Origin of the sequence: Corynebacterium sp. TAE3-ERU12, from assembly GCF_019209905.1 — a bacterium.
Taxonomy (GTDB): Bacteria; Actinomycetota; Actinomycetes; order Mycobacteriales; family Mycobacteriaceae; genus Corynebacterium.
In genome coordinates, this window is record NZ_JAHUTM010000002.1 from 68,051 (window position 1) to 82,943 (window position 14,893).

Sequence of the window (14,893 nt, forward strand, 5' to 3'; positions counted from 1 at the left end):
CCTGCGCTGCCTTTTTCGGCGTATATCGAGGTAACTGGGCACCATGAGCTTGAGTTGCGTACCCAATAACCGAAATATAAACGCCATGCCAGAAAACTCTGAGGGCAGTGAAGCCCTGGCTCTAGAACAAGTAACCCCCACGCCGCTGAAGGACATGCCGGCGGCTCCGTCGGAGGCGGCTGACGCCCCCGTCGATATGCGAGTATCGATCCCGGCGGGGCTCATCATGTTGGCGGTGAGCCTGTGGGGACTGTTAGATCCCGAAGGCTTCGCCAACCTCGCTTCTGTGGCACTCGATTACGTCGTGAATAGCTTCGGATGGCTGTTCGTGATCGCCGGCACCACATTCGTGGTGTTCATCCTGAGCATTGCTTGTTCGAAGTTCGGCAATATCCGGCTGGGGCAGGACAATGAGCAGCCCGAGTTCTCCACCATGTCCTGGATCGCCATGATGTTTGCCGGCGGTATGGGCATCGGCCTGATGTTCTGGGGCGTGTTCGAGCCGATAACGCACTATATGGAGGGCGTGCCCGGCCACGATAACCACGAAGTCGGCACCGCCATGGCCACCACGATGTTCCACTGGACGCTGCACCCGTGGTCCATCTACGCAATCGCTGGTTTGGCCATTGCTTACGGCACGTTCCGTCTGGGACGTAAGCAGCTGCTGTCCGCCGCGTTCATCCCGCTGATTGGTGCGCGTGCTGCCGAGGGTTGGCCCGGCCGCATTATTGATATCGCCGCCATTGTGGCCACCGTTTTCGGTACCGCCACCTCGTTGGGTGTGGGTGTGCTGCAGATTTCCGCTGGCCTGGATAACACTGGTCTGGTCAGCAACCCCGGCACCTGGACGCTGGTGGGAATCATTATTGTGCTGGCTGTTGCCTTCCTGGCCTCGGCTATTTCTGGTGTGAGTAGGGGTATTCAGTACCTCTCGAATTTCAATATTGCCGCCGCCGCGGTGTTGGCCGTCTTTGTTCTGGTGATGGGCCCGACTGTGGTCGCTTTGAACACCATCCCGACCGCCGCCGGTTCGTATCTGGACCAGTTCTTCGAGATGGCCGCCCGCACCGCCTCGTCGGATGACGGCAAGGCAGGCGAGTGGCTGTCCAGCTGGACCGTATTCCAGTGGGCCTGGTGGGTTTCCTGGGCGCCTTTTGTGGGCATGTTTGTTGCCCGCATTTCCCGTGGACGCACGATCCGGGAATTCGCGCTCACCGTTGTTCTTATGCCCTCAGCTGTCTCGCTGGTGTGGTTCGCCATCTTCGGTGGTTCCGCTATTCACCTGGAGCAGATTGGCGAGTCCATTTATGGTGACGGCACCCCCGAGACCTTGCTGTTCACCCTGCTGGACACTCTGCCTGGTGGTGCTATTCCGGCGTTTATCGCCATGGTGTTGTTGTCGACCTTCTTCGTTACTTCCGCGGATTCCGCATCCACGGTGATGGGTTCGATGAGCCAGTCCGGTCGGCTTAATGCCTCCATCGGTATCACTGCGTTCTGGGGTATCGCCACTGCGGTGATTGCCACTGTGTTGCTCGTGGTTGGTGGCGAGAATGCGCTATCGAATCTGCAGTCGGTGACCATCATCGCGGCCAGCCCGTTCCTGTTGGTCATCATTGCGTTGATGTTCGCTTTGGTGAAGGGCCTCAGCGAGGACCCGATGTTCTTGGATGAGCGTGAACGACGCCGGTTTGCCCTACGGCTTGCCCGCGAGCGTCGGATGGCTAAGTCCCAACGCAGGTAACGCTTTGGTCATAGCTTGGGCGGATAGCTGCGGAAATAACCGAAACACTGAATACTGGTCTGCATAGCAAAACAATCGAACAGAGAAAAGAAGAGAGCCATGAACGAAACTACAGAAGAAATTCCCACACCCAGGGATACCGAAATGGCGAACGCCCGGATTGACTGGGCTGTCGCTACTCCTGCACTGGTGTTGATCATTGGTATCGCCGGTTGGTCCATCCTGATGCCGGAGAACTTCAAGACTGTTTCGGGATCCACTTTCGAGTGGTTGGTGAAGAACGTCGGCTGGCTATTCGTGATTATGGCTTCAGTCTTCTTCTTCTCGATGATCGCTATTGCGGTCTCGAAGAATGGCCGCATCAAGCTTGGCCGTGACGACGAGAAACCTGAGTTCTCAACCGTGTCCTGGGTGGCGATGATGTTCGCCGCAGGTATGGGCATCGGCCTGTTGTTCTACGGCGCCTACGAGCCGCTGAGCCACTACCGCAATGGTGTGCCCGGCCACCCCGACCCGGAACAGGGCACCGCCTTCGCGCAGACGCTGCTGCACTGGGGCCCGGTCGCCTGGGCCACCTACGCCGTCGTTGGTGCCGGTATCGCCTACGGCACGTTCCGTTTGAACCGCCCGCAGCTCATCTCTGCCGCCTGCATCCCGCTGATCGGCGTGCGCCGCGCGGAGGGTCTGCTCGGCAAGGCTATTGACTCCCTGGCCATCTTCGTCACCGTTTTCGGTACTGCGATGTCGCTGGGCCTGGGCGCTGGCCAGATTGGTGCCGGTATGGAATCAGTCGGCTGGATCTCTAATACTTCCGTCCGCGTGATGCTGATTGTGATCGCCGTGCTGTCCGTCGGTTACCTGGCTTCGGCCATGTCCGGTGTGGCCCGGGGTGTGCAGTGGCTCTCTAACGCCAATATGGCCATGGCCGCTTTGATTGGCTTGTTCATTTTCGTCTTCGGCCCCACCCTGGTCATCCTGAACTCCATCCCGGATGCGGTTGGCTCATTCCTGTCGCAGTCGGTGAATATGTTGGGACGCACCGCAGCTAGTGAGAACGGCACCGCCGCTGAGTGGATGGGTAACTGGACCATCTTCTACTGGGTGTGGTGGGTGTCCTGGACCCCGTTCGTCGGCATGTTCCTGGCCCGCATTTCCCGCGGCCGTACCATCCGCGAGTTCGTGATCGGCATCGTGCTGGTGCCGTCTGTGCTGACCCTCATTTGGTTCGCCATATTCGGCGGCACCGCCATCCACTTCGAGCAGATCGGCAAGTCCATCTGGGGCGACGGTAACCCCGAGGCCATGCTGTTCGACCTGTTGGGCCGGATGCCCTTCACCGGTGCGGTCTCCGTGCTGGCCATGATCCTGCTGGGTACCTTCTTCATCACCACCGCGGACTCGGCCTCGACTGTGATGGGTTCGATGTCGCAGCGTGGCCGCGTGAACCCCACCCCGTGGGTCAGCGGCATGTGGGGTCTGATGACCACCCTTATCGCCTGCGCCATCCTGCTTTCCGGCGGTACCGACGTCCTCAGCTCACTGCAGATCATCATCATCGTGGCCGGCGCGCCGTTCCTGCTTGTGGTGACCGCACTGCTGGTCTCCCTGGTGATCGGTTTGCGCACGGATCCGTCGAACCTCGATGAAAAGGCATCGCGGAAATTCATGCTTCGCCTCCACCGGGAGCAGCGCATCCGCGAACACAACGCGGTCTAGAACGGCGGTATGTCATCCTCAGGAGGTGGCCCGCACTCTCGGAGCATTGGTGTTTGTGCCCACCAGGGTCGCTTCCTGTTTTCCGCTTCCTCTGCGGCAGTTAGTGGAGGTGGCGGCGGGGGAGTATGTGCTGGTGGGTTCTCGATGAGTTCTTTATTGATTGCTCTTCGAGTCCTAGCCAGCCGGGTCATTGACTGTGACCAGGTGGTGTAACCGTTCTTTGCCATTGGGCCGGCCGGGAGGCTTACCGCAGTAGCCCCGTCGGCACTGTTCCATGTTTTTGCACCATCCGGGGTGCGCTCCACCTGCCACAACTTGCTGGTCTTGAGCACGTGGTGCCGGCGGCACAGCAACTGGAGATTATCCGTGCTGGTCGGGCCTTCTGGCCAGGGCAGGATGTGGTCAACATCGCAGCGGTCAGCCGGGATGGTGCAACCCGGGTACTGACAGTGACCATCCCGAGCGGTCACCATCGCCCGCTGCGCAGGAGTGGGGAAGCGGGCGTCGCTGTCACCGTCGGCAAGCAAACGCAAAGCAGAAGCGCGCTTCATCCACTGTTCGGTGGCGACCTCGCTGAGCCAACCAGCCCCCGGCATCCACGCCTGGAGATCATTAGCTGAGCGGTAGACGTTGAGCACCACCCGAACATCAGCAGTACCGCGCACGATATGCATCAGCGCGTCTGGGTAGGAACAGCTGTGCTTCTCGGCAGTGGCCTTAATCGTGCTGACGAACTCAGTGGCGCGGTCCGGGGCAAGGCGAATATCGAAGCGCGACGTGCCACGGAAGGGCTCAAAATTGCAGACCTGCTCAACCTGGTCCTTCTCAATGTCCTCAGGAACAACATCGAGGGGAGCGACCGCGCCGACAATCTTATTAATAGCCTTGGCCAGCTCATTCGGGCGGAAAAGCCGCTGACCATTATGCTTCGGCAGCACCCACACCGCGATCTTCTCGTCAATAGTGGGCAAATGCTCCTCATCAACGGTCTGCGTCGCCTCGGCAATGATCTCTAAGTAGCGCAGTGGAAGATGACCCCGCGTCTGCGCTACCTCAGCCAGCTGCGGCAAGCGCTGGAGCATATAGCCCACAGCGGAGTACACGCCCACCATCGTCAGCGAAATACCGAGCTGCATCGAAAGCTTGGCCTCGCGATGGGCGATAAGTTCCTCCGGGTTAGGCACGCACAGACGAGCGATATCCATATCAGTGCGATTGCGCTGCAATATCAGCGGCGTAGCCTCATGTGGACCCAGCTCATGTGCGAACTTGAGTTCGACTGTGGTGGTGTTGTCGCCCATTTTAACCTCCCCCCGGCGATTCTGTAGCCAGAATATCGAACAGGTGAGCTAACCGCAAGAGCTAACCGAAAAAAGATTCGACAATTTTTACACTGCCCGCACCTGCAGCGACCGTCGTAAAGCCATGGTTTACCCTGGTAGCTATGTCTCGCATCCTCACTGCCGTCGCTTGGCCGTATGCAAATGGGCCCCGCCATATCGGACACGTGGCTGGTTTCGGTGTTCCATCGGACGTTTTCGCCCGCTACCAGCGCATGATCGGTAACGACGTACTGATGATCTCCGGCACCGACGAGCACGGCACCCCGCTGCTGGTACAGGCGGAAAAAGAGGGTGTCGCGGTCCAGGAACTCGCCGACCGCTACAACCGGCAGATCGTCAACGACCTCGCCGGCCTAGGCCTGTCGTATGACCTGTTCACCCGAACCACCACGCGCAACCACTACGCCACCGTGCAGGAACTATTCCGCGGCCTCTACGACAACGGCTATATGGTGAAGCAGACCACCATGGGCGCGATTAGCCCGTCCACCGGCCGCACCCTGCCAGACCGCTATATCGAGGGCACCTGCCCCATCTGTAACGCCCCCGGCGCCCGCGGCGACCAGTGCGATAACTGCGGCAACCAACTCGACCCGGCCGACCTCATCGACCCGGTGTCGAAAATCAACGGCGAGACCCCAAAATTCGTCGAAACCGAGCACTTCCTCCTGGACCTGCCGGCGCTGGCCGAGGAACTCACCCGCTGGTTGAAGACCCGCGATGACTGGCGCCCCAATGTGCTGAAGTTCTCTCTGAACATCCTCGACGATATCCGCCCGCGCGCAATGACCCGCGATATCGACTGGGGCGTGCCGATTCCGCTCGAAGGCTGGCAGGATGACCCCGCCAAGAAGCTGTACGTGTGGTTCGACGCCGTTGTCGGCTACCTCTCGTCCTCCATCGAATGGGCCTACCGGATCGGCGACCCGGATGCGTGGCGCAAGTGGTGGAATGACCCCGAGGCGCTGTCCTACTACTTCATGGGTAAGGACAACATCACGTTCCACTCCCAGATTTGGCCCGCTGAGCTGCTCGGCTACCGCGGCCAGGGTTCCCGCGGCGGCGAGACCGGCGAATTCGGCGAGCTGACAATGCCCACCGAGGTTGTCTCCAGCGAGTACCTCACCATGTCGGGCTCGAAGTTCTCCTCCTCGAAGGGCGTGGTCATCTACGTCCGCGACTTCCTTGCTGATTTCGGCCCCGATGCGTTGCGCTACTTCATCGCGATGGCCGGCCCGGAGAATCAGGACACCGACTTCACCTGGGATGAGTTCGTCCGCCGCGTCAATAATGAGCTCGCAAATGGCTGGGGCAACCTGGTCAACCGCACCGTATCGATGGCCTACAAGAACTTCGGTGAGGTCCCGCAGCCAGGTGAGCTTGCCGACGCTGATAGCGCCCTGCTGGAACTCGCAAAGAACACCTTTGATGAGGCTGGGGCCGCCATCAAGGCCTCGAAATTCCGCAATGGCATTACCGCCATCATGCACGTCGTCGGTGAAGCAAACGCCTATATTGCAGCGCAGGAACCGTGGAAGCTGGCCAAGGACCCGGAACAGCGGGAGCGCCTGGCCACCGTGCTGTGGACCGCATTGCAGGTCGTGAGCGACTGCAATGTGATGCTCACCCCGTACCTGCCGTTCTCCGCGCAGAAAGTGCACGAGACGCTGGGCCGCGAAGGGGAGTGGGCTGCGCAACCGCGGGTCGAAGAAGTCCGCGATGATATGCCGGTTAACCCCGTCGGCGCCGGTGTGCCGGCTAAGGACCGCGAATACCCGGTGATTATCGGCGAGTACTCCAACCAGCAGGCCCGGTGGGAGCGCATTGATATGACCCCGGGGACGGCACTGTCCAAGCCGAAGCCGCTCTTTGCGAAGCTGGACCCGGAGCTCGGTGAGACCGGGCCCGAGTGGGCGCCGGTTCAGGGATAGCTACCAGCCGGCTTCAATGCCGGCGATGATGAACTCAACCTTCTCACCGAGGTTGCCCCGGTCGAGCCACCCTTCCTCCGGCATGAAGTGAACCGGATTATCGCCGCGAGAGGACCTCATCTGGTCCTGCAGTTTTTTCAGCCCCTCGGCGCCGCGTTCCCGGTAAGGGCGGGTTGCGATGTGCGTACTAAGCACGGTGTCGCCAATGAAGTCGATGGCGAAGAGGATTTTGTCCTGATCCCCGGGGAACCCACCCGCGGCGAGGTTGACGACCATGTCGTCGAGAAGCTGTTGGACATGCCGGTGTGCCACCGGGGTGGAAACGATGACCTCGGATAAACCCGGATAGTCATCGAACACCCGCCACATCACCTCGACGAATTCGCGTAGTTGCTGTTGCCACGACAGCGATGCCGACGGCGCCTCCATCTGCTGTGACGTGTAGGCCAGGCACTGCTGGAGGAGGTCTTCTCGGGAGGAAATCACCCGGTAGAGGCTGGGGGCTGCGATATTGAGCTCCTGGGCAACCCCAGCCAGGGTGAACCGGTCAATCCCAAGCCGCAGCGCGGCGGCGACAGCGTCGTCGATGCTGAAGATCGGCTTGGGGCCAGTCTTTTTTCCAATCCGGGCACACATAGAAACCAGTTTAACCTTGTTCAGTAATGCTCCAGCCGGACGCTGCTTCACGACGATCCCAGAAGCGGCGGTACGCACCATCGGCGGCATAGAGCTCCGCATGTGTACCGTGCTCGGCGATCCGGCCGTCCTCGCTGAGCACAATAATCTGGTCGGCTTCGCGCACAGTATCCAATTTATGCGCGATGACCAGGACGGTTGCCTCATGTCGCAGCTTGTCGACGCTGGCGACGATATTGGCCTCATTCTCCGCGTCCAAGGCGCTGGTGGCCTCATCCAGAAGCACGATCGGCGCCTTCTTCAGCAACGCACGGGCGACCGACACACGCTGCCGCTCACCACCGGACAGCGACCGGCCGCCCTCACCGACGCGGGAATCCCAACCATTCGGCAGGTGCTCGGCAATAGCGGTGACACCAGCGAGTTCGCCAGCAGCATGGACCTCTTCGTCGGAAGCCTCGGGACGGCCGACGCGAATATTTTCCAAAAGGGTGTCGTCGAAGAGGTAAACATCCTGGAACACCATGGACAGCTGCTCCATGAGCTGCTCCACTGTCTGCTCCCGCACATCGACGCCACCAACCAGGACAGCACCGGAATTCACATCCCAGAAGCGGGAAATAAGCCGGGCAACAGTGGTTTTACCGGAACCGGAGGGGCCAACTACAGCAACCATATGGTGCTGAGGCACCGAAAAACTGATATCGCGCAGCACAGGCTGGTCGGCCTGATAACCGAAGCTCACGTCGCGAAGCTCAATCGTTCCGGGGGCGGTGATCGTCGCGGGGCTAGTGGGCTCCGGGAGGCACGGGGCATCCAGAATGGCGCGGGCCTGATTCAACGGCGTACGGATAGCGTCCATGCCGATAAAGAGATTGCCCATATCGGAGAGGAGCTGTGAATACCGCAGGGTCAAACCAATAATTGCAATTGTCTGCAATGGCGTGAGGTTTCCATCGATGGCGAGATTCGCGGTGCCGGTGACAACCAGCACGACCAGCAGCTGCATCATGACGCCGCTCATGGCAATCGGAATGAGGCTTATCCACAGATCCCGATTCCGGGCTTTGTCATTTTCGCGGCCGGCTTCAATCAGCGGCTCGAAATTATCGGCACGACCAGCGGCGCGCAATGCCGGCTGGCAGGCAGAGAATTCCACAATACGGTGCGACAGATTCTGCGTAGACGGAATGACCTTCTCCGAAGAGCTCCGCCGAATCGACTGTGCGATCACCAACACCACGCACGTGAAAAGCGCAAGAACAGTAAGCGTGAGGCCGAGGGCAGGACTCCAGAACCATGAGCCGACCACAATCACCAACAGTGTTGCCGCGCTGGTGGCAATCTGGCTGACCATATGCGCTTGCAGCTCGCCGATAAGTAAGAATCCATCGCTGACCAGCTGAGAAAGCCCGCCGGTGCGGGAACTGCGGAACCACCCCAGGGGCAGGGAGGCAAGAGAATTACCCAGTCGGCGGTGCAGGTTCTTGATCAGATCCAAGGCGGAGTCATAGCCGGCGCGCGTAGTGACGTAGCGCAAAACCGCACCGACGGCGGCCGACACCGCCAAAACGACTAGCCACCCATTCGCAGCTAAGCCCCATTCGGGCTGATCAGTAGCTAGCGACATGGTCAGTGGCAGCAACGCTAGTAGAGCCACACCATCGATAAGGCCGATGATGATGGAAAGGGCGAGGTGTCGACTATGCAGGGCCCGGCCCTCAGCCGTGTACATCTTCCGGGAAACCTGGAGCAGGAACGGGTCCTGAATAGTGGCGCGTAGTGAGGTGTTCATCGGACGGGAACCTCCATCAACTCAGCAACAGACTGCGGGGTGACCTCAGCGCCGCGCAGCACCTTATTAATACGTCCAGCGGACAAATGAACCACCATGTCCGCTCCTTGTACCGACTCCGGCTTATGGCCAATAACTAGCACTGTGCGGCCGACGACCAACCGATTCAGCGCGGCCTGGATCTCGGCTTCACAATCGGTGTCCGTAGCCGCAGTCGCCTCATCGAGAATGAGGATGGGAGCGTCGGCAAGCAGGGCCCGGGCGATGGCGATGCGCTGGCGTTGGCCACCCGAGAGTCGGCTCGACCCACCCACGATGGTGTCCAGGCCGTCGGGAAGCGCGCGGATATCGTCGGCAAGCTGGGCATCTGTCGCGGCTTGCCAGATCTGTTCCTCGCTAGCATCTGTGCAGGCCAAGGCGATATTGTCCCGGATGCTCAGCTCCGGCAACTGCGGGTCCTGCAGTACGAAGGCCACATGCTTATAGAGGGTGTCAGCAGGTATGGCGCGGATATCGGCGCCACCGATGCTGACCGTGCCCTCGGACGGGTCCTGGAAGCGAGCAACCATCGTCGCCAGGGTGGATTTACCGGACCCGGACGGGCCGACCAGCGCAGTGACCGTATTTGGCTCAAGCGTGAGGTTGATATCGGACAGTGCCAGATTATCGCCATAGGCGAAGGACACACCGGAGAATTGCACGGTGCTATCCGACGGGGTTTCCGAATGCTCAGGAGTGGGCAACGTAGGGCCATTCAGGATTTCAGTAATGCGAAGCGCCGAGTTGCCGGCAAGCTGATACGCCCACATGGAACGGCCGATAACCTGAATCGACAATGGCACAACCACCGCAATCAGGCTGGTGGCAATAACATCAGCGGGATTGACATATCCGGCACGGACCAAAACAGTGCCGCCCCCGAGATTGACCAAAAGCAACACCGGGATGGCGATAACGGCCTCGGCGAGAGCACCAATCCGGAGCATTGGCCCGACCCAGGCGTAATAAAACTCGGCGAATTTTTCGGCGGCAGTACGGTAGCGGGCATGGGCCTGGCCGACTCTGCCGAAAGCCTTGACGACGCTAATGCCATCAGCAAATTCCACGGCCGTGGCGGAGACATTGCCCAGGTAATTGTCCATTTCGGCGGTTTTCTCGCCCATATTGGACATCATCCACGCCTGCATTGCCGCGTAAATCGGCACAGTTGCGATGGAAAGAAGCCCCAATCGCCAGTCGACAATAAAGGCATAGATGACAAGCGCCAGAGGAGCAATAGTGGCGACGGTTTGTTCCACCGGAGAGTGGGCGATGAGCTGGTGCAGGGTCTTCACATCGTCCTGCATTGCCTTTCGGATACGCCCCGAGGTGCGGTCACTAAACCATGCCAAGGGAGCCGCCGAAATGCGGTGAATAATGCGTTCGCGCAGTACCTGGTTGAGTTTCAGGTCCGCGAAGTGCGTGATGGTCAGCGCCACCATATATACGGCGAGCTGGGTCAAGAAGGTGCCAATAAGCACCATCACGATGGTGTTGACCCGGTCTGGGTCGGGCGTCGTGCCGGCGGCATAGGCCGGCAGTAGCTCCTCGCCGAGACGCACGAGGGCTACATAAGGGGCAACCCCCAGAATTGCGGAAATCGCAGCCAGAATCCGTGCCGCCAGGATGCGGCCTTTAACCGGTTCGAGCAGTGTGTCCAGAGATTTTTTGCCGGCGGCGCGCTTATCGGCACCGGTTGATGCAGACATAGATGATCCTTAGCGAGTTAACTCGATGTGTTTATGGCTGGAAGGTGTACGACGTAATCCGCGCACTCCTCGATAAGTTCCTCATCGTGGGTGATGACGATGACCACCGCGCCAGCGTCGGCAAGCTGCCGCATCCGGTCAGCGATAGCGGTCAGATGAGCCTGGCCGACACCAGAGGTGGGCTCATCGAGGATATGTACCTGTTTGTCCTGGGCCATTGCTGAGGCAATAACGAGGCGCTGCCGCTGGCCGCCGGAAAGCGACTGTGGGTGGCGATCCTCAAGCCCATTGAGATCCAGTTGGGCGAGAAGCGTGCCGACGTCGATGCCATCGGCCGCCAGGCCGAGCGTGATCTCGTCCTCCACAGCCTCGGCGAAGAGCTGACGGCTCACGTCCTGCATGACGATATAGCTGGCCTTGGTGCGAGCGGCGCTGCGCATGGGGGTGCCGTTAATACTGATGGTGCCGCCGCGCGCCGGCGAACTCAGGCCACATAACAGGCGCGCCAACGTAGTTTTGCCGCACCCATTTGGCCCGGTCAGGGCAGTAATAGCGCCGGCCGGGAAAGATGCCTCAGGAATGTCGAGAATCTGCTTCGAGCGGTAACTGAAGCGGATATTTTCCAGCTGCAGGCCAGCGCTGTCCTTCGGTGGTGCAGGGGGATGCTTTCCCTCCGGTGGGGTGATCCGGCGCAGCCCCAACTCGCGGCGCTGAGCGTCGGAAAGCGCAAAGAACTCGGCGCCCGTGAAACGGTGCGCCAGCCGACCATCGCGGAAGTAGAGCACCTGGTCAGCCAGGTCACGCAGGAAATAGAGGCGGTGTTCAGCGACGACGATGGTGCGCCCTGCGTCCTTTTGGTGGGCGAGGATATCGTGCAGATCGGCGATGGCATCCGGGGAGAGATTGGACGAGGGCTCGTCGAAAAGCAGTACCGGTGCTTGGCTGGCAACCGCTGCGGCGCAGGCGACCCGCTGGGTCTCACCGCCGGAAAGTTCATTGAGTTTGCGACCAATAAGGTGCTCAGTGGCTGTTTCTTTCGCCGCGGCGCGGATGCGGGCGATGGTCTCCTCTGCGGGAATGCCGAGATTTTCATTGCCGAAAGCCAGCTCGCTGGTGACCTCGTCGGTGAAGAACTGGGTGCGCGGGTTCTGGAACACCGTGGCGGAGGTGAGCAGCGCATCGTGAAGTGGCTGGTCGGGCACGTCGGTACCAGCCACCGTGACTGTTCCGGTGAGTGTGCCGGGGTGGAAATTGGGTACCAGCCCATTAAGAAGGCGTAGCCCGGTGGTTTTGCCCGAACCAGACGCGCCGCATAGCACTGTGAGCGTGCCAGGTTCGGCGGTGAAGGTGATATCGCTCAGGCCATGTTCGGTGAGTTCACCGTTGGTGCCGAAGGTGTAGCGGAAATTGACGTCCGCGACGCTGATAGTCATAGCGGCAACTCCCAATCGGTTTGGGCCAAGACGATGAGGGCAATAACGGCGATGATGAATACGGCGTCGACGGGGCGGAAGCGCGGCTGCATGATGGAGGTCGGTTTCCGCGGCCCGCCGAGGCCCCGGATCATGGCTGCGGCCGCGAGCTCATCGCCGGCGCGGACCACAGTGGTCAGCAGGGGGATGACGATAAGTTCAGCGGTGCGCAGGGGGTGGGCCATCATGGACCAGCCGGTGGGGCGGATGCCGCGCAGTGTCATCGCATCGACGACGGCACGCGCCTCGGTGGCGATAACGGGGAACATGCGGAAGACCACGGCCAGCGGCACGACCAAAAAATTGGGTGCGTGTAGCCGCTTGAGGGCATCGATGAGCTCGGTGGGGCGGATCGAGGACACAGCCCAGTAGGCGGCGGCGATGACCAGGCCGAATCTCGATAACCAGTATCCGATACCGGAGAGCAACGCCAGGGTGGTGGAGGCGCCGGCGTTGATGATGATCTCGTAGCCGAAGACGAAGAACAGCCAGAAGAAGAGGAACCCGAAGAAGGGTTTCGGTCGCCGCAGTGTCGCTAGTGCCGTGAATACGATGACTGCGGCGGCGATCTCCACTGTTCTCGTCGTCGCCCCCAGCACTAGTGCGTTGATCGTGATGAGCGTCAGCAGCACAGTTCGGGGGTCGGGACGGGACAGTGGACGCGGCTCGGGGATGGGGGTCATGCCAGGCCAGCGCGCTGAAAATTACGGTGGCTGAGGCGTTGCCCGAGCAGGCCGCCGAGGAAACCGACGATGAACATGCCGATAGCCCAGATGAGCAGCACGGGGCCGTTGAGCACAGCGGAGATGGAGTCGGCGTACTCCGGGTTCATCCGCTCTGCGACATCAGCCCAGAATTCGTCGCTGTTGAAGATGATGGGCAGCCAGCCGATGACCAGCCAGATGCTGAACACACCGTAGGCCAGGGGGAAATTCTTCGTGGCCTTGAGGATTGCATCGGCAGCAAGCCCCAGCAGCGGGGTGAGGATGAGCATGCCCCACCAGTTACCGAATGCGACGAAGAGAAGGCTGGTGATGAGTGCCAGCAGGGTCAGTGCGCCGAATTTTGGTACCCGGGAGGCGTATAGCGCTATGACCACACCGTTGGCCAGGATGCCGACGAGGATGCCGACGAACATAAAGGCCGGGCCGGCTAATTCGATCATGCCGGTGAGCATGACGACCGCGATATATAGCGCGGTGAAAATGCCGACGTTAATGAAGTCCCTGGTGTTCATTAGGCCAGGCCTGCTCGCTGGAAGTTGCGGGCATTGAGTTTCTTGCCCAGCAGCCCGCCGGCGTAGCCGAGGATGAACAGCATGATGAACCAGATGCCAACAACCCAGTTAGTGAATAGTTCCCGCATCTGATCGGCGTATTCGGCGCCCATCTGTTCGGTGAGTTCGGCGTAGTACGTGTCGGCGTTGACGATGGCGGGCACGAGGGGGCTGATGAACCACAGGGTGAAGATGGCGTAGGCCAGCGGGAAGTTCTTGTTCTTGATCAGGTCAGCGGCCAGGCCGATGAGCACCATGACCACTGCGATGCCCCACCAGTGGCCGGTGGCGATGAACAGTACGGCATTGATGAGGCCGAGTAGGGCCAGGGCGCCGACCTTCGGTACGCGGGTGGCGTAGAGGGCGATGACTGCGCCGTTGATCAGGATTGACAGGGTCCAGCCGATGAACATGAAGGCGGGGCCGAAGAAGCCCACCATGCCGATAGCGAAGACAACGACGAAGTACAGGGCGGAGAAGATGCCGACGTTGATGAAGTCACGGGTTGTGAAGTTCACAGGTCCTACCTTGGGTTGTGGTTAGGGGCGTATACCCTAATGCCTATCACCGTTAGGAATGATGTGTCAATCAGGCCAGACCGCTGCGACTGAAGTTCTTGAGGTAGATAGCTCTGCCCCCAAAAGCAGCGAAAAAAGCGACCATAATGACCACAACCAGCCAACCGGCCGCAAACCAGATAGTGACCAGCTCGCGCATCGAATCGGCATATTGCTGGCCCATCATCTCCGCGAGTGTGCTGTAGAGCTCGTCGCTGTTGAACAGCATTGGGAATAGTGTCGCCACGATCCACAGGCAAAAAACCGCATAGGCGTAGGGGATTCGCTTGATTCGTTCGGCCCGCCCGATGGTGAGTACGGTGTCGGCGAGCACGCCGCAGGCCAGCATGAAGAAAATTATTGGCGCCCATGCGCCGATGACGACATAGATAAGGCCGGTGATAAGCAGCATGAGTGTCGCAGCGCCGAATCGTGGAACTCGCATGACATAGACAGAGAAGATCACGCTGCCCAGAATGATTCCGAATACCCAGCCAACGAACCCAAAGAGTGGGCCAAACAGCATCAACATGCCGGTCAGCATTAGGGCGGAGAAATACAACGCGGAGAAGACACCGGCGTTGATGAGGTCTCGAGTGGTGAACGTCATGAGCTAAGCCTAACTTTCATCTTTCGCCATGAACAGGGCAAATGCTCCGATTGGTACACTTC

12 protein-coding genes are annotated in these 14,893 nt (G+C 60.0%); 3 read left to right on the forward strand and 9 right to left on the reverse strand.

Translation table 11 applies throughout. The features are described 5' to 3' along the window. Positions 1-85: 85 nt before the first annotated feature. Both KRX51_RS06720 and KRX51_RS06725 read left to right on the forward strand, forming a co-directional pair. Entirely contained in the window at positions 86-1,747 is a 1,662-nt protein-coding gene (locus KRX51_RS06720) for a BCCT family transporter (RefSeq protein WP_370625061.1), read from the forward strand. Between the two features lie 144 nt (positions 1,748-1,891). Further along, a complete protein-coding gene (locus KRX51_RS06725) occupies positions 1,892-3,463 on the forward strand; it encodes a BCCT family transporter (protein WP_218362378.1) in 1,572 nt (523 codons plus the stop codon). On the opposite strand, the gene KRX51_RS06730 is transcribed toward KRX51_RS06725, so the two are convergent. Then, positions 3,460-4,764 (reverse strand): HNH endonuclease signature motif containing protein, encoded by a 1,305-nt coding sequence (locus KRX51_RS06730; protein ID WP_218362379.1) that lies wholly within the window; start codon positions 4,762-4,764, stop codon positions 3,460-3,462. The genes KRX51_RS06725 and KRX51_RS06730 overlap by 4 nt on opposite strands. Before the next feature lie 143 nt (positions 4,765-4,907). Here KRX51_RS06730 and metG point away from each other — a divergent pair, with 143 nt between their 5' ends. After that, complete coding sequence (metG, locus tag KRX51_RS06735) at positions 4,908-6,737, forward strand: methionine--tRNA ligase (protein ID WP_218362380.1); 1,830 nt, start codon at positions 4,908-4,910, stop codon at positions 6,735-6,737. On the opposite strand, the gene KRX51_RS06740 is transcribed toward metG, so the two are convergent. The 8 genes from KRX51_RS06740 to KRX51_RS06775 form a co-directional block, all read right to left on the reverse strand. Further along, positions 6,738-7,373, reverse strand: coding sequence for a TetR/AcrR family transcriptional regulator (locus KRX51_RS06740; RefSeq protein ID WP_218362381.1), 636 nt, complete (start codon positions 7,371-7,373; stop codon positions 6,738-6,740). 10 nt (positions 7,374-7,383) lie between these two features. Beyond that, positions 7,384-9,168 carry an ABC transporter ATP-binding protein gene (locus KRX51_RS06745; RefSeq protein ID WP_255549528.1) on the reverse strand — a complete coding sequence of 595 codons (1,785 nt, stop codon included), beginning with the start codon at positions 9,166-9,168 and terminating at the stop codon, positions 7,384-7,386. After that, on the reverse strand, positions 9,165-10,916 hold the full coding sequence (locus tag KRX51_RS06750) for an ABC transporter ATP-binding protein (protein ID WP_218362382.1): 1,752 nt from the start codon (positions 10,914-10,916) through the stop codon (positions 9,165-9,167). Before KRX51_RS06750 ends, KRX51_RS06745 begins: the two co-directional genes overlap by 4 nt. A gap of 17 nt (positions 10,917-10,933) precedes the next feature. Next, on the reverse strand, positions 10,934-12,349 hold the full coding sequence (locus KRX51_RS06755; RefSeq protein WP_218362383.1) for an ABC transporter ATP-binding protein: 1,416 nt from the start codon (positions 12,347-12,349) through the stop codon (positions 10,934-10,936). Further along, complete coding sequence (locus KRX51_RS06760; RefSeq protein ID WP_218362384.1) at positions 12,346-13,071, reverse strand: energy-coupling factor transporter transmembrane component T; 726 nt, start codon at positions 13,069-13,071, stop codon at positions 12,346-12,348. Before KRX51_RS06760 ends, KRX51_RS06755 begins: the two co-directional genes overlap by 4 nt. Continuing rightward, positions 13,068-13,625, reverse strand: coding sequence for an MptD family putative ECF transporter S component (locus KRX51_RS06765; RefSeq protein ID WP_218362385.1), 558 nt, complete (start codon positions 13,623-13,625; stop codon positions 13,068-13,070). The genes KRX51_RS06760 and KRX51_RS06765 overlap by 4 nt, the downstream gene beginning before the upstream one ends. After that, positions 13,625-14,182 carry an MptD family putative ECF transporter S component gene (locus KRX51_RS06770; RefSeq protein ID WP_218362386.1) on the reverse strand — a complete coding sequence of 186 codons (558 nt, stop codon included), beginning with the start codon at positions 14,180-14,182 and terminating at the stop codon, positions 13,625-13,627. Before KRX51_RS06770 ends, KRX51_RS06765 begins: the two co-directional genes overlap by 1 nt. Before the next feature lie 70 nt (positions 14,183-14,252). Continuing rightward, on the reverse strand, positions 14,253-14,831 hold the full coding sequence (locus KRX51_RS06775) for an MptD family putative ECF transporter S component (RefSeq protein WP_218362387.1): 579 nt from the start codon (positions 14,829-14,831) through the stop codon (positions 14,253-14,255). Positions 14,832-14,893 lie beyond the last annotated feature (62 nt).